The 26,373-nt window shown below is 69.3% G+C and carries 23 protein-coding genes, 1 pseudogene and 1 riboswitch; of the genes and pseudogenes, 16 read left to right on the forward strand and 8 right to left on the reverse strand.

The window, feature by feature from the left end:
* The first annotated feature begins 101 nt into the window (after positions 1-101).
* The 7 genes from EV649_RS32700 (at position 102) to EV649_RS32730 (ending at position 9,977) form a co-directional block, all read left to right on the forward strand.
* On the forward strand, positions 102-2,669 hold the full coding sequence (locus EV649_RS32700; protein ID WP_130387513.1) for a LuxR C-terminal-related transcriptional regulator: 2,568 nt from the start codon (positions 102-104) through the stop codon (positions 2,667-2,669).
* 48 nt (positions 2,670-2,717) lie between these two features.
* A complete protein-coding gene (locus EV649_RS32705) occupies positions 2,718-3,920 on the forward strand; it encodes a cysteine desulfurase family protein (protein ID WP_130387514.1) in 1,203 nt (400 codons plus the stop codon).
* A complete protein-coding gene (mnmA, locus tag EV649_RS32710) occupies positions 3,920-5,008 on the forward strand; it encodes a tRNA 2-thiouridine(34) synthase MnmA (RefSeq protein WP_130387515.1) in 1,089 nt (362 codons plus the stop codon). Before EV649_RS32705 ends, mnmA begins: the two co-directional genes overlap by 1 nt.
* Positions 5,005-5,982, forward strand: coding sequence for a methionine synthase vitamin-B12 independent (locus tag EV649_RS32715; protein WP_130387516.1), 978 nt, complete (start codon positions 5,005-5,007; stop codon positions 5,980-5,982). The genes mnmA and EV649_RS32715 overlap by 4 nt, the downstream gene beginning before the upstream one ends.
* A 35-nt stretch (positions 5,983-6,017) precedes the next feature.
* Positions 6,018-8,120, forward strand: coding sequence for an NAD-dependent DNA ligase LigA (ligA, locus tag EV649_RS32720; RefSeq protein ID WP_130387517.1), 2,103 nt, complete (start codon positions 6,018-6,020; stop codon positions 8,118-8,120).
* Between the two features lie 98 nt (positions 8,121-8,218).
* On the forward strand, positions 8,219-9,712 hold the full coding sequence (locus tag EV649_RS32725; RefSeq protein WP_130387518.1) for a PT domain-containing protein: 1,494 nt from the start codon (positions 8,219-8,221) through the stop codon (positions 9,710-9,712).
* A 76-nt stretch (positions 9,713-9,788) separates the two neighbouring features.
* Positions 9,789-9,977 (forward strand): hypothetical protein, encoded by a 189-nt coding sequence (locus EV649_RS32730; protein ID WP_241998964.1) that lies wholly within the window; start codon positions 9,789-9,791, stop codon positions 9,975-9,977.
* Positions 9,978-10,032: 55 nt separating this feature from the next.
* On the opposite strand, the gene EV649_RS32735 is transcribed toward EV649_RS32730, so the two are convergent.
* Positions 10,033-10,677 carry an amino acid-binding protein gene (locus EV649_RS32735; protein WP_130387520.1) on the reverse strand — a complete coding sequence of 215 codons (645 nt, stop codon included), beginning with the start codon at positions 10,675-10,677 and terminating at the stop codon, positions 10,033-10,035.
* A 213-nt stretch (positions 10,678-10,890) separates the two neighbouring features.
* Here EV649_RS32735 and gatC point away from each other — a divergent pair, with 213 nt between their 5' ends.
* From gatC to gatB, 3 genes are read left to right on the forward strand one after another with little or no spacing between them, the layout of a single operon-like run.
* Positions 10,891-11,187, forward strand: a complete 297-nt coding sequence (gene gatC / locus EV649_RS32740) for an Asp-tRNA(Asn)/Glu-tRNA(Gln) amidotransferase subunit GatC (protein ID WP_130387521.1) — start codon at positions 10,891-10,893, stop codon at positions 11,185-11,187.
* Positions 11,188-11,189: 2 nt separating this feature from the next.
* Positions 11,190-12,695: an Asp-tRNA(Asn)/Glu-tRNA(Gln) amidotransferase subunit GatA gene (gene gatA, locus EV649_RS32745; RefSeq protein ID WP_130387522.1), complete on the forward strand. Its 1,506-nt coding sequence runs from the start codon at positions 11,190-11,192 to the stop codon at positions 12,693-12,695.
* A complete protein-coding gene (gatB, locus tag EV649_RS32750; RefSeq protein ID WP_130387523.1) occupies positions 12,692-14,188 on the forward strand; it encodes an Asp-tRNA(Asn)/Glu-tRNA(Gln) amidotransferase subunit GatB in 1,497 nt (498 codons plus the stop codon). Before gatA ends, gatB begins: the two co-directional genes overlap by 4 nt.
* Positions 14,189-14,226: 38 nt before the next feature.
* Here gatB and EV649_RS32755 read toward each other — a convergent pair whose 3' ends face one another.
* Together EV649_RS32755 and EV649_RS32760 are read right to left on the reverse strand one after the other, a co-directional pair.
* On the reverse strand, positions 14,227-14,751 hold the full coding sequence (locus EV649_RS32755; protein WP_130387524.1) for a hypothetical protein: 525 nt from the start codon (positions 14,749-14,751) through the stop codon (positions 14,227-14,229).
* 71 nt (positions 14,752-14,822) lie between these two features.
* A complete protein-coding gene (locus EV649_RS32760; protein WP_241998966.1) occupies positions 14,823-15,707 on the reverse strand; it encodes a PQQ-dependent sugar dehydrogenase in 885 nt (294 codons plus the stop codon).
* 10 nt (positions 15,708-15,717) lie between these two features.
* Between EV649_RS32760 and EV649_RS41845 the strand changes: the two genes are divergently transcribed.
* Positions 15,718-15,936, forward strand: a complete 219-nt coding sequence (locus tag EV649_RS41845) for a hypothetical protein (protein WP_241998968.1) — start codon at positions 15,718-15,720, stop codon at positions 15,934-15,936.
* 18 nt (positions 15,937-15,954) lie between these two features.
* Here the strand turns inward: EV649_RS41845 and EV649_RS32765 are convergent, their stop codons facing one another.
* From EV649_RS32765 to EV649_RS32775, 3 genes are all read right to left on the reverse strand, one after another.
* Positions 15,955-16,854 carry an LLM class flavin-dependent oxidoreductase gene (locus EV649_RS32765; RefSeq protein WP_130387526.1) on the reverse strand — a complete coding sequence of 300 codons (900 nt, stop codon included), beginning with the start codon at positions 16,852-16,854 and terminating at the stop codon, positions 15,955-15,957.
* Between the two features lie 77 nt (positions 16,855-16,931).
* Positions 16,932-18,218 (reverse strand): cyclopropane-fatty-acyl-phospholipid synthase family protein, encoded by a 1,287-nt coding sequence (locus tag EV649_RS32770; RefSeq protein ID WP_130387527.1) that lies wholly within the window; start codon positions 18,216-18,218, stop codon positions 16,932-16,934.
* Complete coding sequence (locus EV649_RS32775) at positions 18,215-19,594, reverse strand: FAD-binding oxidoreductase (RefSeq protein ID WP_241998970.1); 1,380 nt, start codon at positions 19,592-19,594, stop codon at positions 18,215-18,217. The genes EV649_RS32770 and EV649_RS32775 overlap by 4 nt, the downstream gene beginning before the upstream one ends.
* Before the next feature lie 77 nt (positions 19,595-19,671).
* Between EV649_RS32775 and EV649_RS32780 the strand changes: the two genes are divergently transcribed.
* The 4 genes from EV649_RS32780 (at position 19,672) to EV649_RS32795 (ending at position 22,605) form a co-directional block, all read left to right on the forward strand.
* Complete coding sequence (locus EV649_RS32780) at positions 19,672-20,604, forward strand: 2-hydroxyacid dehydrogenase (RefSeq protein WP_130387528.1); 933 nt, start codon at positions 19,672-19,674, stop codon at positions 20,602-20,604.
* A gap of 15 nt (positions 20,605-20,619) precedes the next feature.
* Positions 20,620-21,723: an exo-alpha-sialidase gene (locus EV649_RS32785; RefSeq protein WP_130387529.1), complete on the forward strand. Its 1,104-nt coding sequence runs from the start codon at positions 20,620-20,622 to the stop codon at positions 21,721-21,723.
* Positions 21,720-22,001: a ubiquitin-like small modifier protein 1 gene (locus EV649_RS32790; RefSeq protein WP_130387530.1), complete on the forward strand. Its 282-nt coding sequence runs from the start codon at positions 21,720-21,722 to the stop codon at positions 21,999-22,001. Before EV649_RS32785 ends, EV649_RS32790 begins: the two co-directional genes overlap by 4 nt.
* Positions 22,002-22,065: 64 nt before the next feature.
* A complete protein-coding gene (locus tag EV649_RS32795) occupies positions 22,066-22,605 on the forward strand; it encodes an AAA family ATPase (protein WP_130387531.1) in 540 nt (179 codons plus the stop codon).
* 3 nt (positions 22,606-22,608) lie between these two features.
* Here the strand turns inward: EV649_RS32795 and EV649_RS32800 are convergent.
* Together EV649_RS32800 and EV649_RS32805 are read right to left on the reverse strand one after the other, a co-directional pair.
* Positions 22,609-23,511: pseudogene (locus EV649_RS32800) on the reverse strand (5-aminoimidazole-4-carboxamide ribonucleotide transformylase); the annotation flags it as partial.
* A 7-nt stretch (positions 23,512-23,518) separates the two neighbouring features.
* A riboswitch (ZMP/ZTP riboswitch) is annotated at positions 23,519-23,602 on the reverse strand.
* Between the two features lie 2 nt (positions 23,603-23,604).
* Positions 23,605-24,324, reverse strand: coding sequence for a class I SAM-dependent methyltransferase (locus tag EV649_RS32805; RefSeq protein WP_130387533.1), 720 nt, complete (start codon positions 24,322-24,324; stop codon positions 23,605-23,607).
* 83 nt (positions 24,325-24,407) lie between these two features.
* Here EV649_RS32805 and ilvD point away from each other — a divergent pair, with 83 nt between their 5' ends.
* Positions 24,408-26,075, forward strand: coding sequence for a dihydroxy-acid dehydratase (ilvD, locus tag EV649_RS32810; RefSeq protein ID WP_130387534.1), 1,668 nt, complete (start codon positions 24,408-24,410; stop codon positions 26,073-26,075).
* Positions 26,076-26,373 lie beyond the last annotated feature (298 nt).

The following is a 26,373-nucleotide window of genomic DNA, read 5'->3' on the forward strand; positions in this document are numbered from 1 at the left end:
TTCTCCTGGTTCCGAGGTTGTGCCTCCACAGTCGGCGCGGGCGCCACGGAAAGTCGTCCGTACCGGCCACGGAAGGACCACGGATCCCGCATGATGGGCGAATGGCTGGTCCGAAGGACGTGTCGGCGCGGGAGGCCGAGGTGCTCGCGGCGCTCGCCGGCGACCGCTCGAACGCGCAGATCGCCCGGCGGCTGCACATCAGCATCCGGACCGTCGAGAGCCACATCTCCTCGTTGCTGCGCAAGTACGGCGTCGCGGACCGGCATGAGCTCGCCGCGCTCGCGGACGTGGCGGAGTCCCAACCACCGGGCTTCAGGACGCCGGCTGGACCAGGTACGACGTTCGTCGGCCGCGAACAGGACCGCGCAGAGCTCACCAGGGCACTCGGCAGCAACCGCCTCGTCAGCCTGCTCGGACCTGGTGGTGTGGGCAAGACCCGTCTGGCGCTGCGGGTCGCAGCGGACGTCGCCGACAACTACCCGTACGGCGGAGCGGTCGTCGATCTCGTCCCGGTACGTCCTGGTTTTGTGGTCGCTGCGGTTGCCGAAGCACTCCAGGCCACCGAACAACCACCGCAGACCCTTGCGGACGCCGTACTCGAACGACTCAAGCGCGGGCGCACTCTGCTCGTACTGGACAACTGCGAGCACCTGCTGGACGACGTGGCCGGTCTGGTCGCCCGCATCCTCACCGAGGCGACCGAAACGGCAGTACTCGTCACCAGCCGCGAGCGTCTCGGCGTGGCGGGGGAGCGGCCGGTACAGCTCGGTCCGCTGACGCTAGGAGCCGAGGCAGAGCAGCTCTTCCGGGACAGGGCTGCTCTGGTCGCGCCTGAGTTGGCGGATGACAGTGAGCTTGCGCAGAAGGTGTGTGCCGAGTTGGACGGCGTACCGCTGGCTATTGAGCTGGCTGCGGCTCGTGCCGGGTCGCTGGGGCCGGACGGTCTGCTGGCTGCGTTGGACGACCGGCTGCGGCTCCTGGCCGGAGGACGTGGCCCGAACGAGCGGCACAACTCATTGGCGCAGGTGATCGGCTGGAGCTACGACCTGCTCGGTGACGACGAGCGCGGGTTGTTCCGGCGGCTGGGTGTGTTCGTTGGTGGGTTCGACCTCGCTGCTGTTGCTGGTGTGACGCCGGGCCTTAGTAGGGGCGAGTTGAGCGACCTCCTGGGGCGGCTGACCGACAAGAGCCTTCTGCACCGCAGCCAGCACGCGGGGATCAGTCGCTGGCGGATGCTGGAGACCGTGCGGGTCTTCGCGCTCGAAGAGCTCAAGGACGAGTACGACGAGGTTGCTGCGCTGCATGTGACGTGGGCCGATCAGTTGGCCGCCAAGCTGGAGCAGCAGCTGGAGGCGGGGGAGGAGTGGCAGCAGGAGTTCGACCTGCTGGCTCCGGACCTGCGGGTGGCGAGTGGCGGCGTACGGCTCCTTGCCCGCAAGCTTGCGCATCTGACGTTTGCTCGGAGGCGCTTTCTGGAGGCGCGTGAGCATTACCTGGTTGCTGCCGGGCAGGCTGCGGACGCGGCTGAGCGGTACGACGATCTGCGTGATGCTGCTGATGCCGCGATGGTTGTCGCGGACGGCGGACACGCCTACCAGTTGATGATGCGGTCGGCCGCGGATGGGACCTTGGACGCCGCGGGGTACGCGGTGACGATCCTGAACCGCTACGAGATGACCCGTCCGGCCGAACTACCCGAAGACCGAGGAGCGAGTCTGCTCCCTGACAACGCTGAAGACAGCGTTCTGGTTCGGGTGGCGCGGGCTTGGGTGGATCGGTTCGGGGTCGCGTCGGCGGAGGCTGCCGTGGCCGCTGCTCGGCGGGCGAACCAGCCGTTGGATCTGATGAGTGCGCTCGACGCCTACAGCACTGCGGTCGCCGCCGCCGGGCGGTTGCGCGAGGCCGACGCGGCGTCGAAGGAGCGGATGTCTCTGGCCGCAACCCTTCCTGCGCACGACCCGCGTGCGGCGGCCGAAATCGTTGACGCCTTCCACGTCGCCTCGACTACGGCGATCGCGGTCGGTGACATCGTCGAGGCCCTCCGGCTGGCGCAGTTGATCGACGACCCGGTGCACGGTCACCCGTACATCACGGCCCCGCGCAAAGTGCGTGCCTACGCGCTCGCCGGAAGGTTCGAGGACGCCGTACAAGCGGCCGATGTGATGTGGAACGGCTGGCGGGCGGCGGGGTGTCCGCCGCGGGCCTGGATGGCCTCGGCTGCTGCAGCGGCCGCGCTCGCCCACGGACTGCTCGGGAGCGGTCAGGACGCGGTCTGGCAGGCCCGCGCCCTGGAGATCGCCCGCGTCACCGACGCAACCGACGACCCGGGCCTCGCCGCCCCCGCCGCCTTCGTCGAAGCCCGCCTCGCCGTCCACCACCACAAAATCGACGCTGATGTGGTTGAGCGGGCGTTTGCGGCGTTTACCGAGCCATGGTGGATTCCGTATGCCCATGCTGCCGGTGCGGAGCTGGCCGTGGTGTCGGGGCACCCCGATGCGGCGAGGTATCTGGAGCGGGCCGTGAGCGAGAACGCTTGGGCGGAGGCGGTCCTCCGAAGGGCCCAGGGCCGCCTGACGGGGGACCGTGACGCGCTCGTGGAAGCGGCCGGGATGTTCCACCAAATCGGGGCCCGGTTCGAGGAGCGGTACACGATCGGTCTCGCGCGCTGACTCCCGGGGAGCGGGAACATCCGTGCCGGACATACCCTTGAAACCGATATGACTGCTTCCGACCGTCGCACGGTGTACCTGGACCACGCGGCGACGACCCCGATGCTCCCGTCCGCGATCGAGGCGATGACCTATCACCTCTCGCGGACCGGTAACGCGTCGTCACTGCACGGCTCCGGCCGGTGCGCCCGGCGGACGGTCGAGGAATCCCGCGAGTCGATCGCCGCGGCCCTCGGGGCGCAGCCGAGCGAGATCGTGTTCACCTCCGGCGGCACCGAGGCGGACAACCTCGCGCTGAAGGGCCTGTGGTGGTCCCGCCTGGCGGCCGATCCGCGCCGGCGCCGGATCCTGCTGAGCGGCATCGAGCACCACGCGGTGCTCGACCCGGCGGTCTGGCTCGGTCAGCACGAGCACGCCGAGATCGAATGGCTCCCCGTCGACGAACTGGGTCGTGTGCGTCCGGACGACGTACGGCGGGCTGTCGAGCGCGACCCGGAGTCCGTGTCGTTCATCACGCTGATGATGGCGAACAACGAGGTCGGCACGCTGCAGCCGGTCGCCGAGGTCGCGGCGATCGCGCAGGAGTACGGCGTACCCGTGCACACCGATGCCGTGCAGGCGATCGGACAGGTGCCGGTGGACTTCGCTGAGCTGGGCGTGGACGCGATGACGGTGTCCGCGCACAAGCTCGGTGGTCCGTACGGGATCGGGGCGCTCGTCGTCCACAAGGAGACGCAGCTGACGCCGATCCTGCACGGCGGGGGACAGGAGCGCGACGTACGGTCCGGCACGCTCGACGCGCCCGCGACCGCCGGGTTCGCGGTGGCGGCCGAGCACGCGGTGAAGCACCAGGCGGACGCGGCCAGCCGGCTGACCGAGCTGCGAGACACCCTGATCACCGGCATCACCGGCACCGTCGAGGGAGCGCTGCTGTCGGGGGACCCGACGGACCGTTTGCCCGGTAACGCACACTTGTCCTTCAGCGACTGCGAGGGCGACTCGCTGTTGCTGCTGCTCGACGCCCGCGGGATCGAGGTCTCGACCGGGTCCGCGTGCAACGCCGGGGTCGCCGAGCCGAGTCACGTGCTGCTGGCGATGGGGTACGACGACCAGCGGGCCCGGGGCTCGCTCCGGTTCACCCTCGGGCACACGAGTACGCGCGCCGACATCGACGCCGTACTGGAGAACATCGGGCCGGTCGTGGAGCGGGCGAAGTCCGCCGGCCTGCAGAACGTGGGAAGGAACAGCTGATGCGGGTACTCGCAGCCATGTCCGGCGGAGTCGACTCCGCCGTCGCGGCCGCGCGGATGGCCGAGGCCGGGCACGACGTGACCGGCGTGCACCTGGCGCTCAGCCGCAACCCGCAGTCGTACCGGAGCGGCGCGCGGGGCTGCTGCACGATCGAGGACTCCCGTGACGCCCGCCGGGCCGCGGACGTGATCGGCATCCCGTTCTACGTCTGGGACCTGGCCGAGCGGTTCCACGCCGACGTGGTCGAGGACTTCGTCAGCGAGTACGCGGCCGGCCGCACGCCGAACCCGTGCCTGCGCTGCAACGAGAAGGTCAAGTTCAGCGCCGTACTGGAGCGAGCCCTCGCGCTCGGCTTCGACGCGGTCGCCACCGGGCACTACGCGCAAATCGTGGACACACCTGAAGGTCGCGAGCTGCACCGAGCCGTGGACCCGGCCAAGGACCAGTCGTACGTGCTTGGCGTGCTGACCCAGCAGCAGCTCGCGCACGCGTTCTTCCCGCTCGGCGACACGGTCAAGACCGAGGTGCGCGAGGAGGCCGAGCGGCGGGGGCTGTCGGTGGCGGCCAAGCCGGACAGCCACGACATCTGCTTCATCGCGGACGGCAACACCGCGGGCTTCCTCAGCGCTCAGCTGGGCGAGGCACCCGGCGACATCATCGATGCGCAGGGCAACAAGCTCGGGGAGCACCAGGGCGCGCACGGCTTCACCATCGGCCAGCGCAAGGGCCTCCGGATCGGTACGCCGGCCGCCGACGGCAAGCCGCGCTTCGTCCTCGACATCAGCCCGGTCGACCGCACCGTGACCGTCGGATCCCGCGAGGAGCTGGCCGTCGCGCACCTCACGGCGTCGAAGCCCCGCTGGTGCGGCCCGGCTCCCACAGAGGAGCTGCAGGTGAAGGCGCAGCTCCGTGCGCACGGCGAAGAGGTCGCTGTCACCGCACAGGTCGACGGCGACGAGGTCCAGGTGACCTTCGACCAGCCGACGTCCGCGGTCGCCCCTGGACAGGCGGTCGTCCTGTACGACGGCACGCGCGTAATCGGCTCCGCGACCATCGACACCGTCGAGCGAGTCACTGCTGCGGTATGACAACAACTGGCCTGGGCTCGCTCCCCGGCGATGACATCCGCGAGTGGATGCGCGCCGTACTCGAGCTGGTCGACCTCCCGTTCCTGCCTGAGCTCCCGGCGCGTCCGTACGGCGACATGATCAGCCGGACCGTCGCCGTACTGACGGGGTTGGCTGCGGACCTGCAGCCGGTCGGATGGCGGCTGACCGGTGGCGGGGACTCACGGGCCAGTCTGGACCAGCGGCGGGCGCGGGCGCTGCTGCACGAGGACCTGGACGTGCTGGAGGAGTACGCCGACGGGTACCAGGGGCCGCTGAAGGTACAGGTCACCGGGCCGTGGACGCTGGCTGCAACGGTCGAGCGGCCGCGCGGGGACAAGGTGCTGGCGGACCACGGTGCGCGGCGGGACCTGGCGCAGGCTCTGGCGGATGGTGTGCAGCAGCACGTGGCCGACGTACGGAAGCGGGTGCCGGGAGCAGAGGTCCTGCTGCAGGTGGATGAGCCCGGGCTGCCCGCAGTACTCGCGGGAGCTGTACCGACTGCTTCCGGCTGGAGCAAGCACCGGTCTGTCGACGGGCCTGGTGCTGTCGAGCTCCTCAGCCTGTTCACCACGGGTGCACCCACCGTCGTCCACTGCTGCGCGGCCCGCCCTCCGATCGAGGTCTTCACCAAGTCGGGAGCCACTGGGGTGGCCGTCGACACGGCCCTGCTGAACACCGCGGCGTGGGACCAGATCGCAATCGCCGCCGAGGCGGGCACCACGATCTACGCGGGCGTCGTACCCACCACCGGAGCGCTGCCGTCCGCCGAGAAGGCAGCAGATCCGCTCGTACGCCGCTGGCGCGAGCTCGGCCTCGACCCGGAACTGCTGAAGAAGGTCGTCATCACGCCCGCCTGCGGGCTTGCGGCCGCTCCGTCACCGGCCGATGCCAGAGCGCGGTTGAAGCTCCTCCGCGACATCGTCGACGTCGTCGGCGAAGCCGCCGATTCCTGAGCAGAAATGTCGGTGAATCCCTGTAAATTCACCTCATGAGCGAGATCGTTGAGGCGCCCGCGGACGTGCGGACACGGCACGCGGAGCTGAGCCAGGAGATCGAGGACCACCGGGCGCGGTACTACCTGGCCAGCCCGATCATCTCGGACGCGGACTTCGACGCGCTGATGCACGAGCTGCAGGGCCTCGAGGAGCAGTACCCGGAGCTCCGGACGCCGGACTCGCCCACCCAGAAGGTCGGCGCGCCGATCTCCACGCTGTTCACGCCGGTCGACCACCCGACGCGGATGGAGAGCCTCGGCAACGCGTTCTCCGCCGAGCAGATGGAGGCCTGGGCGAAGCGGCTGGAGCGCGAGGTCACGGTCAAGCAGATCCACGACAGCGGCTTCCTCTGCGAGCTCAAGGTGGACGGCCTCGCCCTCGACCTGGTGTACGAGAACGGCAAGCTGGTCAGCGGCGCGACCCGCGGCGACGGGCGCACCGGCGAGGACGTGACGCCGAACGTCCGGACGATCAAGGGCATCCCGGAGCAGTTGCGCGGCGACGACCTCCCGACGTTCATGGAGGTCCGCGGCGAGGTCTACTTCCGGGTCGAGGACTTCGAGGAGCTCAACGCCCAGCTCGTCGAGGCCGGCAAGGACGTGTTCTCCAACCCGCGGAACAGCGCGGCCGGATCGCTGCGCCAGAAGGACCCGCGGATCTCGGCCGGCCGTCCGCTGCGGTTCGTCGTGCACGGCCTCGGCAAGGTCGACGGCTATCACGTCGGCCGGCTCTCGGAGGCGTACGACCAGTTGAAGGCCTGGGGCCTGCCGGTCAGCGACCGCGCCCGCCGGGTCGGCACGCTCGACGAGGTCAACGAGTTCATCGCGTACTACGGCGAGAACCGGCACTCGGTGGACCACGAGATCGACGGCGTCGTGGTGAAGGTCGACGAAGTCGACCTGCAGCGCGCGCTCGGGTCGACCTCGAGCGCCCCGCGCTGGGCGATCGCGTACAAGTACCCGCCGGAAGAGGTCAACACCAAGCTGATCGAGATCGAGGTGAACGTCGGCCGCACCGGCCGGGTCACCCCGTTCGCGCACATGGAGCCGGTCCGCGTGGCCGGTTCCACGGTCGAGTACGCGACCCTCCACAATGCCAAGGAGGTCGCCCGCAAGGACGTCCGCCCGGGCGACACCGTCGTACTGCGGAAAGCGGGTGACGTGATCCCCGAGGTCCTCGGACCGGTGGTGGACCTGCGTCCGAAGGGCCTGCCGGCGTGGGAGATGCCGACCCGGTGCCCGTGGTGCGACACGGTGCTGGCGCCGGCCAAGGAGTCGGACGTCGACATCCGCTGCCCGAACTCGCAGTACTGCCAGGGCCAGCTGCGGGAGCGGCTGTTCTACCTGGCCGGGCGGTCCGCGTTCGACATCGAGGGGCTCGGGTTCAAGGCGGCCGACGCGCTCATCCGCGGCGGGCTGATCGCCGACGAGGGCGACCTGTTCGCGCTCACCGAGGAGAAGCTGGCCGAGAGCGAGTTCTTCACCACGAAGGCCGGCGCGCTGTCGGCGATCGCCCGCAAGCTGCTGGCGAACCTCGAGGAGGCGAAGACCAAACCGCTGTCCCGGGTGCTGGTCGGGCTGTCGATCCGCCACGTCGGGCCGACCGCGGCGGTGGCGCTGACAGAGGTGTTCCGGACCATCGACGAGGTCCGGGCAGCCAGTGAGGAGCAACTGGCCGAGACCGAGGGCGTCGGGCCGACCATCGCGCAGGCGATGATCGAGTGGTTCCAGGTGCCGTGGCACCAGGCGATCGTGGACAAATGGCAGGCGTCCGGCGTGGTCATGCGCGAGGAGCGCACCGGCCCGACGCTGCCGCAGACGCTGATCGGGCTGTCGGTCGTGGTGACCGGGACCGTCGAGGGGTTCAGCCGGGACGAGGCGACCGAGGCGATCGTCGGGCGCGGCGGGAAGGTCGCGAGCTCGGTGTCGAAGAAGACGTCGTTCGTGGTCGTCGGCGATTCGCCGGGATCGAAGTACGACAAGGCCGTCCAGCTCGGCGTACGGATTCTGGACGCCGCCGGGTTCCGGGTGCTGCTCGACGACGGCGCCGAGGCGGCCTCCGCAGTGGCGACCACGCCGACGGCCGACGAGTCGTAACGATTTCGGCACGCCACGAACCGGATGGATCCAGCGGCGGCGCTGAGCCGTCCGACTGTTAACTTTGCACGTCGACACCTGGGTCAGAAGGAGCACATATGACGACGCCGCCGCAGGGACCATGGGGTCCTGGGCAGCCGGGGGGCCAGCCAGGCGGGCAGCACGGGGGACAAGGCGGCCAGCCGCCACAGCAGGGTGGCTGGGGACAGCAGCCCCCGGGCCAAGGCCAGGGCGGCGGCTGGGGACAGCCCCCGCAGCAGCCGCAGCAAGGCCAGCCCCCGCACGGTCAGCCCCCGCACGGTCAGCCGCCGCGACAGGACCAGCCCCCGCAGCAGGGCGGCTGGGGTCAGCAGCCCGGGCAACCGGGGCAGCCTGGCCAACATGGACAGCCGCAGCAGGGACAGCCGCCCGCGAGTGGCTGGGGTCAGCCGCCGCAGCAGGGTGGCGCGTACCAGCAGCAGTCGTGGGGCCAGCGCCAGCAGCAGCAAGGCGGATGGCACCAGCAGCAGGGCGGTCCGGGCCAGCAGTGGCAGCCGGGCGGTCCGGGTTCCAAGGGCCCGGGTGGCATCAGCAAGGAGAAGCTGCCGCTGGTGATCGGTGGCGGTGTGGTCGGTCTCATTGTGATCGGCCTGCTGGTGTTCCTCGGCATCCGCGCGTTCGCTGGTGACGACGAGACCCCGACGTCGAACCCGACGACCACCGAGCAGCCGACGGGTGAGCCGACCGGCCAACCGACGACCTCCACCTCCGGCGGTCCCGGCCAGAACGGCGAGCTCGGTAACGCGACCGGCCAGGCCAAGACCGCGACCGAGAAGTTGCAGGGCCTCGGCTTCGGCTGCAGCGACCTGTTCAACACCGGTCAGGGCGCGCACCGCGGCTGCTTCAAGCAGGACGGCCGCAAGGGCGCCGAGGCGATCTTCCAGTTCCAGTCCGACGGCAGCATCATCGCGGTGCGGCTGCAGGCCGAGGACGACGACAACTTCAACAACGCCCAGGTCGCCTTCGACCAGGTGCTGCAGGCGCTCGGCAACGACACGTTCGGCGCCGACCAGGTGAAGAAGGTCCAGGACGCGGTGAAGACCGGTCAGCGTTCCGACGAGGTCGGCACCACCTGGGGCGAGTTCCAGCTCAGCAACCAGGGCCAGAGCGTCCGGCTGACCGGTCACAAGTCCGGCGAGGACTCACTGGACCTGCCGGACCAGTCCTTCGACACCACCCAGGCACAGTTGGTGACGACGCTGAAGGCCAAGGGCTACGTCTGCACGACCTCCTGCAAGAAGGACATCGGCAAGTACGGGTACCAGCGGGTCTTCTTCTACGCCAGCAGCGGCAAGGGCATCAAGGACATCGAGATCAGCGCCTCCGGTGAGGCCGAGGACGCCAAGAAGGCGCTGCCGGCCGCGCTGGGCGACGCCTTCGGTGCCCTCAAGGGCGGCAACGTCGCAGCCGTGAAGGCGTACGTCGACGCGCACAACGACGGGAAGCCGTACTCTGCTTATGTAGGCGGCTGGAAGGTCGAGATCAGCGGGAACACCTCGGCGAGCTACACGTCGCAGCAGGTCTCGATCCAGTACGAGTCGTTCTACGCCTGATCAGCACCACTTGGCAGTAGAGAGCAGCACGGAGGACGGATTGAAGTTCCCCCGGGAGAAGCGGGAGTCTCGGACGATGGCCCAGCCACCGCCCGAGGCGGTCCCGCGGGTCGACGGCGGTGGGGCCTGGGGTCCCACCCAGTTCGACCTCCCGGACCGGAACGGCAGCAACAGCCAGGCGATCCTGATCGTCAGCCTGATCGGCGTCGTCGTCCTGCTGATCATCGCGGGCCTCTGGGCCCTCGCGTACTTCCAGTTCACCTGAGACACAGCAAACCCCCGCTCGCAGAGATTCGGCGAGCGGGGGTTTTCGCGTTGGGTCAGGCGGTGGCGCGGATGGTGACGGCCAGGGAGGCCAGGTAGGAGAGGCGGGCCACCTCGGAGCCGAGGAACTCGGGCCCACCGCGGCGGCCGATCACGAGGACACGCCGGTCGGAGTCCAGGGGCGCGGCGACCAGCACCGACTCGGACAGGCCCTTGTGGTCCGGGGCTTCCAGCGTGGTCGCCTTCTCCAGCGGGAGCCAGGCGCCTGCCATGTCACCGAACTCCGGCGTCGCGCTGGTCTCGAGCGCGACCTTCACCTCGCTGCCGGTGCCGTCGAGCAGCGCCGCCCAGTCCGCGTGCAGCACGGCCGGTGACTGCTCGACCAGGATGTCGATCGCGTCCGCGGGCGCCGAGGTCATCTGCTCGACCGCTTCCAGGTCCATGTGCAGTCCGCCGCCGGCGCCGTACCGCGAGAACCAGATGACCTCGACGTCGGGTACGCCGTTGCAGGCGGAGACCAGGCGGTCCGGGAGCACGCCCGGTGGCAGGTCGACCACGATGTCGTCGACGGCGGTGCCGTTCTCCCGCCGGTGCTCGACGATCTCGATCGCGTGGATGTCGGCGTCCACCTCGCCGAGGGCCGTCGCCACCACGCCCAGCGAACCGGGCCGGTCGGGGATGATCAAGCGCAGCAGGAACACCGAACGATCATCTCCCAGCCGATCACCTTGCGCGTAACGCCTTGTCGCCGCCCATGTTACAGAGCGGTAGGCAGAGACACGCCGACCCATCTCATCCCGCCGTTGTCCACAGCCCAGGGGGCGACGCAACGTGCCTGTCACAGCGGCCCACTAGGATGGCTCGGGTCGCGGCGGAACACGCTGCGGAAGTCCTGCGAACCATTGGATCAGTTCATGCCATCGATTACCCGCGAAGAGGTCGCCCACCTGGCGCGACTGGCGCGGATCGAGCTCTCCGACGACGAGCTCGACCACCTTGCGCCGCAGCTCGACCAGATCATCACCTTGGTCGGGCAGGTCAGCCAGGTGGCGGCGGACGACATCCCGCCGACCTCGCACGCCCTGCCGCTGACCAACGTGATGCGCGCCGACGAGAACGTCCCGTGCCTCACCCCCGAGCAGGCGCTGTCCGGCGCGCCCGCCGCGGAAGAGCAGCGTTTCCGGGTGCCGCGGATCCTGGAGGAGGACTGACGATGAGTGACCTCACCAGGAAAACCGCCGCTGAGCTGGCGGAGTTGATGACGTCCGGGCAGGCAAGCTCGGTGGAGATCACCCAGGCGCACCTCGACCGGATCGCCGCCGTCGACGGTGACGTGCACGCGTTCCTGCACGTCGACACCGAAGGCGCGCTGGCGCAGGCGAAGGCGGTCGACGGCAAGCGCGCCGCGGGCGAGCAGCTGTCCCCGCTGGCCGGCGTACCGCTGGCGCTGAAGGACGTGCTCACCCAGGAGGGTGTGCCGACCACGGCCGGTTCGAAGATCCTCGAGGGCTGGAAGCCGCCGTACGACTCGACGGTCGTGAAGCGGCTGAAGGCGGCCGGGATCGTGATCCTCGGCAAGACCAACATGGACGAGTTCGCGATGGGCTCCTCCACCGAGAACTCGGCGTACGGCACCACCCACAACCCGTGGGACCTGAACCGGATCCCGGGTGGTTCCGGCGGCGGTTCGTCGGCCGCGATCTCGGCGTACGAGGCGCCGCTGGCGATCGGCACCGACACTGGCGGCTCGATCCGGCAGCCCGGCGCGTTCACCGGCACCGTCGGTGTGAAGCCGACGTACGGCGGGACCTCGCGGTACGGATTGATCGCGCTGGCGTCATCGCTGGATACGCCCGGTCCGTGCGCGCGGACGACGCTCGACGCGGCGCTGCTGCACGAGGCGATCGCCGGCTACGACCCGATGGACTCGACCTCGATCAACCAGCCGGTCCCGGCCGTCGTCGAGGCCGCCCGCAACGGTGACGTCGCCGGTCTGCGGATCGGTGTCGTCAAGGAGCTCGGCGGCGAGGGGTACCAGCCGGGTGTCGAGGCCCGCTTCCACGAGGCGGTCGAGCTGCTCACCAAGCTCGGCGCCGAGGTGGTCGAGGTCTCCTGCCCGCACTTCGAGTACGCGCTTCCGGCGTACTACCTGATCCTGCCGAGCGAGGCCTCGTCCAACCTGGCCAAGTTCGACGCGATGCGGTACGGCTTGCGGGTCGGCGACGACGGCACCAACAGCGCGGAGACGGTGACGAGCCTGAGCCGCGAGGCCGGTTTCGGCGCCGAGGTGAAGCGCCGCATCATCCTCGGCACGCACGCGCTGTCGAGCGGGTACTACGACGCGTACTACGGCCAGGCGCAGAAGGTGCGGACGCTGATCGCACGCGACTTCGCCAAGGCCTACGAGCAGGTCGACGTACTGGTCTCGCCGGCCACGCCGACGACCGCGTTCGCGATCGGCGACCGGATCGACGACCCGATCGCGATGTACAAGAACGACCTGTGCACGATCCCGTCCAACCTGGCCGGTAACGCGGCTGCGTCGTTCCCGTGCGGCCTCGCCGACGAGGACGGCCTGCCGGTCGGCTTCCACGTGATGGCGCCGGTGATGCGCGACGACCTGCTCTACACGGTCGGCGCCGCGCTGGAGTCCGCGCTGGCCGAGCAGTGGGGCGGCGTACTGATGACCAAGGCTCCGGAGCTGGAGGTGACCCGATGACTGCCGCGGTATTGGAGATCGACGACGCGCTGGCGACCTACGACCCGGTGATGGGTCTCGAGGTCCATGTCGAGCTGAACACGAAGTCGAAGATGTTCTGCGGCTGCCCGACCGAGTTCGGCGCCCCGCCGAACACCCAGACCTGCCCGGTCTGCCTCGGTCTGCCGGGCGCGCTGCCGGTGGTGAACGCGAAGGCCGTCGAGTCCGCGATCAAGATCGGCCTGGCGCTGAACTGCGAGATCGCCGAGTGGTGCCGGTTCGCCCGGAAGAACTACTTCTACCCGGACATGCCGAAGAACTTCCAGACCTCGCAGTACGACGAGCCGATCGCGTTCAACGGCTGGACCGAGGTCGTCGTCGACGGCGAGACGTACCGGATCGAGATCGAGCGCGCGCACATGGAGGAGGACACCGGCAAGTCGACCCACGTCGGGGGCGCGACCGGCCGAATCCACGGCGCTTCGCACTCCCTGGTGGACTACAACCGGGCCGGTATCCCGCTGATCGAGATCGTCACCAAGACGATCGAGGTGCCGCCGGCGAAGGCTGCGGCGGTGGCGCGTGCGTACGTCAGCATGCTGCGTGACCTGCTGTTTGCGCTGGGCGTCTCCGACGTGCGGATGGACCAAGGCTCGCTGCGCTGCGACGCGAACGTTTCGCTGAAGCCGCACGGCTCGACCGTTCTGGGCACGCGGACCGAGACCAAGAACGTGAACTCGTTCCGCTCGGTCGAGCGCGCGGTGACGTACGAGATCACCCGGCAGGCGGCCGTGCTGTCGTCCGGCGGCAAGATCCTGCAGGAGACCCGGCACTGGCACGAGGACACCGGCATCACCACGTCCGGCCGGGAAAAGTCCGACGCCGACGACTACCGGTACTTCCCGGAGCCCGACCTGGTCCCGGTCGCGCCGTCGCGCGAGTGGGTCGAGGAGCTGCGCGCGACCCTGCCCGAGGCTCCTTCGGTACGTCGTGCGCGGCTGCAGGAGGACTGGGGTTTCACCGACCTGGAGATGCGCGACGTCATCAACGGCAACGCGCTGGAGCCGATCGTGGCGACCATCGAGCTCGGCGTCACGCCGGCGGCCGCGAAGAAGTGGTGGCTGGGTGAGCTGGCCCGCTCGGCGAACGAGTCCGGTCACGACCTGGACGCGCTGGGAGTCGGGCCGGCCGAGGTCGCCGAGGTGCAGAAGCTCGTCGACGACGGCACGCTGAACGACAAGATCGCGCGGCAGGTGTTCGAGGGTCTGCTCGCCGGTGAAGGTACGCCGGCGGAGATCATCGAGAAGCGTGGGCTGGCGCTGGTGTCGGACGACTCGGCGCTGCTCGAGGCGATCGACCGCGCGATCGCGGCGAACCCGGACGTGGTCGAGAAGGTCAACTCCGGGAAGCCGGCCGCGGCCGGCGCGCTGATCGGCGCGGTCATGAAGGACATGCGCGGCCAGGCCGACGCCGCCAAGGTCCGCCAACTCCTGAACGAGAAGCTGGGCATCTGACTGACCGAGGGGGTGCAGTTCGCTGCACCCCCTCGCCGTCAGGCTGCGTCCTTCTCGGGTTCTGGGGCGTCAGCTATTACTCCGCGGTCTACTCGGCCGTCGTCCACGTCTGCGGCGTCGGCGAGTAGGGTCTGGGCGACCGTCAGCTCCTCGGCCGGGCAGCGGACCTCGTAGCGGGTCGGCAGGATCTCGGTGCTGACGAGCTCCGGCCGATTACGCACGAGTCCGCGGAACAAGCCCCAGAGGGCTCCGACGAGTACGCCGTACACGAAGCCCCAGACCACGACCGCGAGACCGGTCAACGTGGTCTCCGCGACCAGGGTGATGAAGACGGCCGCGAGGACGCCGAGCAACGCGCCCTGCAGCGCGGTCGTTGCGGTGAGCCGGACGACCGGGACCGCTCTGCGTCTGGTGGCTTGCCGGAGTCCGGCGCCGACGATCTCCAGGTTCGCCGCGTTCATCCCATAGCTTCTGAGGTACTCGACTGTTCGCTGAGCATCGTCGAACCTGCTCACCGCTGCGATCACACTGCTGGGGACGCCAGACGCCTGGCCGGTCGGCATACCGATCTCCTCCTCAGGTCACTGTTCTTCAACAAGTACCAGACGACCGAAGAACCCAAACGGTTGACGGATCAGGAGGTGCTGATTGTCACCCGGAGGATGCGGTCGTCGCCGTCGCGGGTGCCGCCGCGGCCGTCGGTGTTCGACGTGGTGACCCACAACGAGGCGTCCGGTGCGAGTTCGACCGTCCGCAGACGCCCGTACTGGCTGGTGAAGAACGCCTGCGGCTCGCCAACTCGTTTGCCTCCGGCAACCGGTATCGCCCAGAGCCGCTGGCCGCGCAGCGACGCCATGAACACGTACCCCTTGGCGAACGCGATCCCCGACGGCGACGCATCGGCCGTGTGCCATTGCGCGATCGGGTCGGTCATCCCGTCCAGCTGGCTGATGCCCTCGGCGGCCGGCCAGCCGTAGTTCGAGCCAGGAGTGATCGCGTTGAGCTCGTCCCAGGTGTTCTGCCCGAACTCGGCGGCGTACAACTGGTTCCCGTCGAACGCGAGGCCCTGGACGTTGCGATGGCCCTTTGTGATCCAGACACGGCCGTCCGGGTTGCCCGGTGCCGCCTTGCCCTCGGTGGTGATCCGCAGGATCTTTCCGCCCAGCGAGTCGTCGTCCTGCGAGTTCGGCCGGTCCGACCCGTCGCCGGTCCCGGCGTACAGGAATCCGTCCGGCCCGAACCGGAGCCGGCCGCCGTTGTGGATCGCCGCCGCCGGAATCCCCTCCAGGATGACCTGCTGGTCCGACAGCTTCCCGTCCTGGTAGGTGATCCGCGCGATCCGGTTGTCGTCCCCGCCCGAGTAATAGGCGTAGATGTACGGCTTCCCCGGGTACCCCGGATCCACCGCCAGCCCGAGCAGCCCGCCCTCCGACGACGACTTCACGTCGTCCACAGTCCCGACGTCGGTCACGTCCTGCCCGGCGATCCGCTTGATCTTCCCGGAGTCCCGCTCAGCCACCAGCGCACTCTTGTCCGGCAAGAACGCCAACCCCCACGGCACCTCGATCCCCGTCGCCACCGTCCCCGCCACCGTCAGCTGGAGCGTGCCCGTAGGCGCCGCCGTACCTGAACTGGCCGGAGCCGACGTCGACGGGGAACTGGTCGGCGCCGCATCCGAACACCCGCTGACCAACGCCAACGCAGCCACCACAGCCGTCGCCCGCCCGCCGCCCATCGCCGCTCCCTGAAGTCGTCCTGTCCCCAAGCTAGCGGCCCACACCAGCCCGTACGGCGGGAATCACCCGGCGCGCGATGAGTTCGAGGGAACGTACGGCGGCTTCATGGGAGAGCGTGGGCAGCCGGAGCCAGTGGGCGAAGTGGACGAACCGGGTGGCTGCGTGCAGGTCGATCAACCGGGCGGCGACGTCGTCCGGCGTACCCACGAGGTAGTCCTCGCGGTGCAATGGCGGCGGTTCGGTCCCGCCGTATGACGCGATTTCGCCTTCCAGGTAAGCGATTCCCGGCGCGGCCTCCGCCCAGGCACGATCCGCGTCGTCGTCCACATGCATGATCCCGGTGCAGATCAGCGGCGGCGGATCGTCGACGACCTCGTCGAGCAGCTTCCGCCGCGCGATCAGGTCGGCCGGGGTCGCACAGTAGATGATCACGCCGTCACCCAGCCGCGCCGCTCGGCGGAGGCCGGCAGCGGTCACGCCCGCGACGAAGATCGGGATCCTGCCGTGCGGTCGCGGGGCCGCCTCCGACCACGCCGTACGGATGGCCCGCACACCCTCCTCGAGCAGCGCCCCGCGTCGTCGCCGGTCGACCCCGAAGGCGGCGAATTCCCGCTCCGAGTACCCCTGCCCGACCCCCAGCGCCAGCCGCCCACCGGACACCAGGTCGACCACGGCCGCGTCCTCGGCCACCCGCAACGGATGGTGCAGCGGCAACACGAGAATGTTCGTCCCGATCCGGATCCGATCGGTCCGCGCCGCCAGCACCCCGGCCATCACCAACGGCGCCGGCAACATCCCGTCCCCCGTCAGGTGATGCTCCGACACCCAGACGCCGTCGAACCCGAGCTCCTCGGCAATCACCACCTCGCCTATCCGCTCCCCGCAGTACCCACCCTCCCGAACGTCCATCAGCACACCGAACTCGATCACCCGACCAGCCTCACCTCACCCGAGTGCCGAGGTCCAATGCCTGTCCGGCGCGCTTTTCATGCGCGCCGGACATGAGCTCAGCTTCCCCAGTTGGGGCGGAGGGGGAAGTGGGCGTCGGCTTCGGCGTCGAGTTTCACGGCGAGGATCTGGTGGAGTTGGGTGGTGTTGCGTTCGAAGCCGACGCGGCAGGCGGCCAGGTAGAGGCCCCAGATCTTGGCGGTTGGGTAGCCGACTTCGGCCACGGCCTCGTCCCAGTTCGCGCGGAGGTTGGCGGACCAGCCGGCCAGGGTGAGGGCGTAGTGCTCGCGGAGGTTCTCCTCGTGGCGGACCTCGAAGCCGGCGTCCTGGGCCTCGGCGATGATCCGGCCGGAGCCGATCAGTTCGCCGTCCGGGAAGATGTAACGGTCGATGAACGCGCCGGTCGAGCGGAACCGGTTGTCCGGCCGCGTGATGCTGTGGTTGAGCAGCCGGCCGCCCGGCTTCAGCCGGTCGAGCAGGAAACCGAAGTACGACGGGTAGTTACGGACGCCGATGTGTTCGGTCAGGCCGATCGAGCTGATCGCGTCGAAGTCGCGCTCGGCGACGTCGCGGTAGTCGAGGAACCGCACCTCGGCGCGGTCCTCCAGGCCATCCCGCTTGATCGCCTGGGTCGCCCACTCCGCCTGGGCCGCGGACAACGTGACGCCGAGCGCCTGGACGCCGTACTCGCGGGCCGCGTGCCGGACCATGCCGCCCCAGCCACAGCCGACGTCGAGGAGCCGTTGCCCCGGTTGCAGGTCGAGTTTGCGCGCGACCAGGTCGTACTTCTCCGCCTGCGCCTCCTCGAGCGTGGCACCGGCCGACGGGTAGACCGCGCACGTGTAGGTCATCGACGGTCCGAGGATCAACTCGTAGAACCGGTTCGACACGTCGTAGTGGTGGTGGATCGCCGCCTTGTCCCGCGCCTTCGAGTGCCGCAGACCCTCGAAGGTACGACGCCATTTCGGCAGGTGCTCCTGCGGCGGTGGTGGCGGTGGCTTCAGGTGATTCCAGCCGAGACCGCGGACGATGCGCAGCGCTTCGCTGGGCGTCGGACGGTGGAAGTGGAACTGGTTCAGCATCATCCGCATCAGGTCGTACGGGTCGCCCGGATGCACACCGGTGATCTCCAGGTCACCCATCACGTACGCGCGGACCATACCGAGGTCGCCAGGCGCGGTCAGTACGTACGAGAGTCCACGCTCGGAGGCGAGATGCATGTGCACGAGGGAGTTGTCCGGTCCGGCCGCGCTGCCGTCGTACGCCGTGAACCGGAACGGCAGCCCGTCCGGAGTCACGGCCGTGAGGGCTTCGGCGATCGAAACCTGGGTCGCTAGCGTCGTCATCGCCGCGTCACCGCCTTTTCGTAGAGCCCGGTGAGCCGGGCGTCCGGGTCGTAGCGTTTCTTCACCTTGTCCAGCGCTGCGACGTTGTAGAGCCGGTCGAAGGTGTCACGGTCGTAGTAGGCGTCGGAGTACAAGGACTTGTGGCCGCCGAAGTCGGTGACGGCCTGCTCGATCTGCCGGTTGACGTCCCCGTCCGCGGCGCCGGGGACGATCGGGACGGTGCCCCAGAAGCCGACGTTCACGTACGTCTCGCCGGGCTGCAGTGGATAGAGCGGCCAGGACTCGGATCCTCGCAGTCGGAGCGGGCACAGCCACACCGGGCGCATGCCCACCTGAGTGTCGAACCAGCGCAGGAAGTCCGCGAGCCGGGCGACCGGGATCTCCACGTCCTGCACCACGCGCTCGCGGTCAGGCTTCCCGCGCCGACGGTCCAGTCGGGCGGCGACGTGATGCCGGTTCTCGAAGCCGACGATCTTGTGGAACACGTCGCTACGCCGCCAGCGCTTCGGCCACAGCCGACGTACGACGGGATGCTGTGCACCGAACGCTGCCGAGCACCAGAACCAGTCGGTGTCCCAGCGCCAGAGGTAGTCGTGCGCGGTGAGAAAGTCCTTCTGGCGCTGCTGGATCGACCGGTAGTAGATCTGCTGACCGGTGTAGTCGCTCGTCTTCACTGCGGCGTCGCTGTTCCGGCCGAGGGTCAGGTACGCCTCCGACGGGCTGAACGCGACGCCGTCGACGAAGTGCACCGGCTCACCGTCGTACGTGCCTGAGGCAACGATCTCGTCGACGGCCGGGGCCAGCGCGTCGAGGCCGAGCCGGATGTGCCGGAGGGCGACGTACGGCGAGATGCGGTCGAGCTCGATGCGCAACCGGGTCGCGTACCCGAGCGTGCCGTACGAGTTCGGGAACATCCGGAACAGGTCGGCGTGCTCGCCCTCGGGACGCGCCGTGACCAATGAGCCGGCGCCGGTGAGGATGTCCAGTTCGAGCACGGACTCGTGCGGGAGGCCGGCGCGGAACGACGACGACTCGATGCCGAGCCCGGTCACCGCGCCGCCGAGCGTGATCGTCTTGAGCTGCGGCACGACCATCGGCGTCAGCCCGTGCGGGAGGGTCGCCGCGACCAGGTCCTCGTACGTGCACATGCCCTGCACGTCGGCCGTCCGCGCCACTGGGTCCACGCTGATCACGCCGGTCAGCTTCGAGACGTCCAGCCCGGGGCGTTCGAGATCGGTGCGCGGCCGGAAGAGATTCGAGCTGCGCTTCGCCAGCCGAACGGGCTCGCCCGGCGGAATCTGCTCGTACGACTCCCGCAGTCGCCCGACGGCTTGATCGTGCGCGACCACCACCGCCATGTCCGATGTCGAAGGCACCAATCCAGAGTACGACGGCACCTCGGGCTCAGGCACGCGAGTTCAGAACTGTCCAGGGTCGCGAGTAGGTTCGTGTCATGGCTGATGTGGTGAAGGCATGGCTCCCGTGGGAGGACCCGGACGCGTTCCTCGGCGGGGTGCCCAAGGGGTACCACGTGGACTTCTACTCCGGTAGTGAGCGGCCGAAGTCGCTCGACGAGGTGGAGTTCTACGTGCCCAGCTACATGGGCGGTGGTGACGTGTTCGACGTCATCCGTGACATGCCGGCGCTGAAGGTCGTGCAGCTGCAGACCGCCGGGTTCGAGCACGCGCAGTCGCGGCTCGCCGAGGGCGTCACCTTGTGCAACGCGCGCGGCGTGCACGACGCGTCCACGGCCGAGTTGGCGGTCGGGCTGATCCTGGCGTCGTACCGGAATCTTCCGCGAGCCGTCCGTGACCAGGAGCAGCAGGTCTGGCCGGGGTCGTACGACGAGGTCGACGACTCGCTCGCCGACCGGACGGTGCTGATCCTCGGGTACGGCGCGATCGGCGAGGCGCTCGAGCGCCGGCTGACCGGCTTCGAGTGCGACGTGATCCGGGTCGCGCGGCGGGAGCGGGACGGCGTACACCCGATTTCCCAGCTGCCTGAGCTGCTGCCGCGCGCGGACGTCGTCGTACTGCTGACGCCGGCGACGCCGGAGACCAAGCGGATGGTCGACGCGAAGTTCCTGGCGAGCATGAAGGACGGCGCGCTGCTGGTGAACGTCGCACGCGGTGTCGTCGTGGACACCGACGCGTTGCTGACCGAGCTCGGGACGCGGCGGATCCGGGCCGCGCTGGACGTCACGGATCCCGAGCCGTTGCCCACCGGACATCCGCTGTGGTCTGCTCCGAACGTACTGATCAATCCGCATCGCGGCGGCGCCTCGACGGCGTTCGCGCCACGGGTGGCCAGGCTGGTGCGCGCGCAACTGGAGCGCTACGCATCCGGGGAACCGTTGATCAATGTGGTGGCAGGTCCGCCACGCTGAAAGAGGAGGACAACGATGTCCGAGGCCGTACTGCTGATCGGGACCAAGAAAGGTCTCTGGATCGGCCGGAGTGACGCTGCCCGTAAGGAGTGGCGGCTCGACGGACCGGTGCCGGAGTTGGAGATGCAGGGCGTGTATGCCGTGGGCATCGATACCCGCGGCGACAGTGCCCACGGAGCCCGGCTGTTCGTCGGCGGCACCAGCGAGCACTGGGGCCCGGCGGTCTTCCACTCCGACGACCTCGGCGCGACCTGGGCCGAGCCGCCGGAGGGCTCGATCGGGTTCCCGGCCGACGCCGACGCCTCCCTCGAGCGGGTCTGGCAGATCCAGCCGGCCCCGGCCGGCCAACCGGGCGTCGTGTACGCCGGGACGCAGCCGTCGGCCCTGTGGAAGTCGACCGACGGCGGAGTGACGTTCGAGCTGGTCACCGGCCTGTGGGACCACCCGCACCGCAAGGAGTGGGGCGCCGGATTCGGCGGCCAGGCGGTGCACACCGTGCTGCCGCATCCGACTGACGCCGACCGAGTGAGCGTCGCGATGTCGACCGGCGGGGTGTACCAGACCACCGACGGCGGGCAGTCCTGGTCGCCGCGGAACCAGGGGATCCAGGCGAAGTTCTTCCCGGACCCGTATCCGGAGTTCGGTCAGTGTGTCCACAAGCTGGCTGCGCACCCCGACGTCCCTGATCGGATGTTCGCGCAGAACCACCACGGCGTGTACCGGTCGGACGACGCCGGCGCGATCTGGAAGTCGATCGCGGACGGCCTCCCGTCGGACTTCGGGTTCCCGATCGTGGTGCACCCGCACGAACCCGAGACCGTGTACGTCTTCCCGCTGGTCGCGGACGCGAACCGGATCCCGACCGAGGCGCAGTGCCGGGTCTACCGCTCCCGCGACGCCGGCTCGACCTGGGAGCCCTTGGCCGCCGGGTTGCCCGACGTCTCCTACGCGCCGGTGCTGCGTGACGCGATGACCGTCGACACCGCCGATCCGGCCGGTGTGTACGTCGGCACGCGGGACGGCTGCATCTACGCGAGCGCCGACGCCGGCGACAGCTGGACCGAGGTCGCGCGCCACCTTCCCGACGTACTGACGGTGCGCGCCGCGGTCGTCGGATGATCGCGGTCCGCCTACCCACGGTGCTGCGCCCGTTCGCGGGCGGCGCCGAACGCGTGGAGGTCGAGGTGGACGGTTCGCCGACCGTCGCCTCGGTCTTCGCGGCGCTCGAAGCCGAACACCCGGCGCTCCGCCGCCGCCTCACCGACGAGCAAGGTGCGGTCCGCCGGCACGTGAACATCTACCTCGGCAACGACAACATCCGCGACCTCTCCGGGCTCGAGACCAAGCTCACCGAAGGCGACGAGCTCCTCGTCCTCCCGAGCGTGGCCGGCGGCTGACGTCCGGCGCCGGCGAAAAGAAAAGACTGCCGTTCGGCGGCGTGCTTGGTTAGCGTCGGGTGGCATGAGCAACGTCCTCCTGCTGACCGGCCCGTCGGGCTCGGGCAAGACGACCGTGGCCCGGCTGGTCGCGACCGACGCGCCGCGGCCGACGATGCACCTGACGACCGACGAGTTCTACCGCGGCATCCGCACCGGGTTCATCGCGCCGTACCTGCCGGGAGCGCACCGCCAGAACGAGGTCGTCGTCGACGCGATCGTCGCGACCGTGAGCGTGTACGCGCGCGGCGGGTACGACGTGGTCGTCGACGGCATCATCGGGCCGTGGTTCCTCGCCCCGTTCCGCGCGGCCGCCGCGGCGGGGGAGTGGACGATGTCCTATGTCGTACTGCGTGCTGACCTGGAGACGACATTGGGCCGTGGACAGGCGCGCCCCGAGTCAGAGCTGACCGACGCCGACGCGCTGACCGGTCTGCACGGCGCGTTCGCGGATCTCGGCGTGCTCGAGCCGCACGCGATCGACACCACCCGGCTCGATGCGCCGCGGACAGCAACCGAGGTTCGCAAAGCCGTTGCCTCAGGTAACTACCTGCTCAGCGCCTGAATCTCAGTGCCTGAACAGGCGCATCCCGGTTTCCGACCACGTGATCCGGGCCGCCGCGCAGGCGGCCACCACCTCGGGCGAGCGGATCGAGCCACCCGGCTCGGCAATGTGCGAAACACCGTACCGCTGGGCCTCCACGACGTTGTCGGTGAACGGCAGCGCACCGTCGGAAACCATCGAGACACCGGTGAGCGGATCGGCCGAACGGCGGGCCCACCAGAGCGCCGCCTTCTCGCCGGCGAGCCTCGTACAGTCCACCCGCGACTGCTGCCCGGCGCCGATGCCGATCGTCATCCCGTCCTTCACCATCACGACCGTGTTCGATTGCGTATACCGGGCGACGATCATCCCCAGCACCACATCGTCCGGAAGGTCGCGGGGCATCGGCAGCGCATCACGCTCCTGCGTGAGCCGTACGCCGAACACCTCGCGGACCTCCTCCGCCGGCGGCTCGAACTCCGGGTCCACCTCCAGCACGAGGTAGGTCCCGCGCTTCTTCGCGGCAAGGATCTCCACCACGCCCTCGTCGTACCCGGGCGCGATAATCCCGTCCGACACCACCCGCTTCAGCACCATGGCCAACTCGAGATCCACCGGATGCGAGACCGCAACGAAATCGCCGTACGACGACTTCGGATCAGCGTCCCGCGCACGGGTGTACGCGGCCGTCACCGTCTCGCCGAGCGCAGCACCCGCCGGCGACACATGCTTGTACGACGCCGCAGCCGGTACGCCGAACCGCTCTGCAGCCTCCCGCACCAACTGCCACCCGGTGAGCGCATCGAGGACGTTGATGTAGGACGGTTCGCCCGCGACCACCATGAAGGGTGGCTTGAAAGGTGGTGCGTCGATCGTGGCGGCTTGGTGCGGGTTCATTCCGTAGCGCAGACGCATCGGGACCTCCGATTGGGATCGGAGGCGCCCAGGCGGACGACGCCCTACAGGAACACATCCGCTCCCCGGTGGTACTCCACCCTCGCCAGTCGCGGTGCGCCCAGCCTACTTCGTCGCGCGCACCACCAGCAGGCGTGATGCCTCGGTCAACGGTTCCCCGTGCCAATCGCCCTCGATGACCACGTCCGAGAAGCCCGCCGCGAGCAGGTCGGCCGTGATCTCGTCAGCAGACCGGAAGTACAGAACGTTCCGGTAGACCGCGTCACGCCCGTCCTCGAAGACGTTGTGCGCGTCGAACGTCACGCGCCCGTTCGCGATCTCGATCAGCTCGAGCCACTCCTTGAGGTGCCCGGCCACCGTGTCCCGTTCGCCGTACGTCGCCTCGCTCGTCCACTGCTCCCACGCACGCGCCGCCGGATTGCGCGACTCGAAAGCGAGCACCCCACCCGGACGCAGCGCGGCCGCCAGCGCAGCGACCGCGGCCGCGTGCTCCGCGACGTGCATCATCGTGTTGCCGCTGCTGACCGCGAGATCCACATCGCCGGTCGGCTCCACCACCCGGTGGTCCCCGTCGATCCAGGTGACCGCGTCGGCGCCGGGCTGCCGGCGCGCGTACCCGAGCATGGTGGGACTCGGGTCGACGCCGATCACCACCCGTCCGGGCACGGCCAGCGACCGGGTGAGCAGGCCGGTTCCACAACCGAAGTCCAGGACCTTCGCAGTCCCCTCGGCCAAAGCACGGTAGTAGTCATGATCCTCGCCGGACGGGTTGTCCAGGTCGTAGAGCTCCACCAACTGCTGGTCGCCGTACGGGTCATCGATCACGCCCTGCACCTTACTGGGCCGCTACCCAGCCACCGTGGTGATGCTCCCGTCGGTGCCGTCGGCGGAGGAATAGGGTGGGCGGCATGGTCGATGTGAAGCCCCGCAGCCGGACAGTCACCGACGGATTGGAAGCGACCGCCAGCAGAGGCATGCTGCGCGCGGTCGGGATGGGGGACGACGACTGGGCCAAGCCACAGATCGGCGTCGCGTCGAGCTGGAACGAGATCACCCCGTGCAACCTGTCGCTGGACCGGCTCGCCAAGGCGGTCAAGGACGGCGTGCACGCGGCCGGTGGATACCCGCTCGAGTTCGGCACGATCAGCGTGTCGGACGGCATCTCGATGGGCCACGTCGGCATGCACTACTCGCTCGTCAGCCGCGAGATCATCGCCGACTCGGTCGAGACCGTGATGGAGGCCGAGCGGCTGGACGGTTCGGTTCTGCTGGCCGGCTGCGACAAGTCGCTGCCGGGCATGCTGATGGCCGCGGCCCGGCTCGATCTGGCGTCGGTCTTCCTGTACGCCGGTTCGATCATGCCGGGCAAGCTCGGCGACAAGGACGTCACGATCATCGACGCCTTCGAGGCGGTCGGTGCCTGCGTCCGCGGCCTGATCACCCAGGACGAGGTCGACGCGGTCGAGCGCGCGATCTGCCCCGGCGAGGGCGCCTGCGGCGGGATGTACACCGCCAACACCATGGCCGCGTCCGCCGAAGCCCTCGGCATGTCGCTCCCGGGCTCGGCCGCACCACCCGCGGTGGACCGTCGCCGCGACGGGTACGCCCGCAAGTCCGGCGAGGCGGTCGTCGGCCTGCTGCAGAAGGGGATCACCGCCCGCCAGATCCTCACCAAGGAAGCGTTCGAGAACGCGATCGCCGTGGTGATGGCGCTCGGCGGCTCGACGAACGCCGTACTCCATCTCCTCGCGATCGCTCGCGAGGCCGAGGTCGACCTGACGCTCGACGACTTCAACCGGATCGGCGACCGGGTCCCGCATCTCGGTGATCTCAAGCCGTTCGGCCGCTATGTGATGACGGATGTCGACCGCGTCGGCGGCATCCCGGTGATCATGCGCGCGCTGCTCGACGCCGGCCTGCTGCACGGCGACTGCCTGACGGTGACCGGCAAGACGATGGCCGAGAACCTCGCCGACATCGCGCCACCCGATGTCGACGGCACCATCATCCGCGCGCTGGACAAGCCGATCCACGGCACCGGCGGCATCACGATCCTGCACGGCTCGCTCGCGCCCGAGGGCGCCGTGGTGAAGAGCGCCGGCTTCGACTCGGACGTCTTCGAAGGTACGGCGCGGGTGTTCGACGGCGAGCGTGGTGCGATGGACGCGGTCGGCTCACTGAATCCCGGTGATGTGGTGGTGATCCGGTACGAAGGCCCGAAGGGCGGCCCCGGCATGCGCGAGATGCTCGCGGTCACCGGCGCGATCAAGGGCGCGGGCCTCGGCAAGGACGTCCTGCTTCTCACCGACGGCCGCTTCTCCGGCGGTACGACGGGGCTCTGCGTGGGTCACGTGGCGCCGGAAGCCGTCGACGGCGGCCCGATCGCCTTCGTCCAGGACGGCGACCGGATCACCCTCGACGTCAAGAACCGCACTCTCGACCTCCACGTCGACCCCGAGGAACTCGAGCGCCGCCGCGTGGGCTGGACCCCGAAGACCCCAGCCATCACCAAGGGCGTCCTCGGCAAATACACCCGCCTGGTCCGCTCAGCCTCCGAGGGCGCTGTCTGCATCTGACTTGCCGGCCTATCGGTAAGACGGGCGTCTCATTACATGGGACGGACGGGTGCCGAACTTGACCCGGTCGCGGTGCGCAGGCGAATAATGCCTACATGCGATCGATTCTCCTCGTACTTGTGCGGCGCGCCGACTGACGCGACCACAGAGTCGAGCGCGCCCCCTTCAGCCCACCCGGCGGAGGGGGTTTTTTGTTGCCAGTGCGACTATCTGCGACCCAGATGGCGCGAAGCGACAGCCACGAGCGAGGATGGATCGGTCGCGAAAAGCCATCAAGGCCACATCGTGACAGGACTGA

This window comes from Kribbella sp. VKM Ac-2569 (assembly GCF_004216905.1).
GTDB lineage: Bacteria > Actinomycetota > Actinomycetes > Propionibacteriales > Kribbellaceae > Kribbella.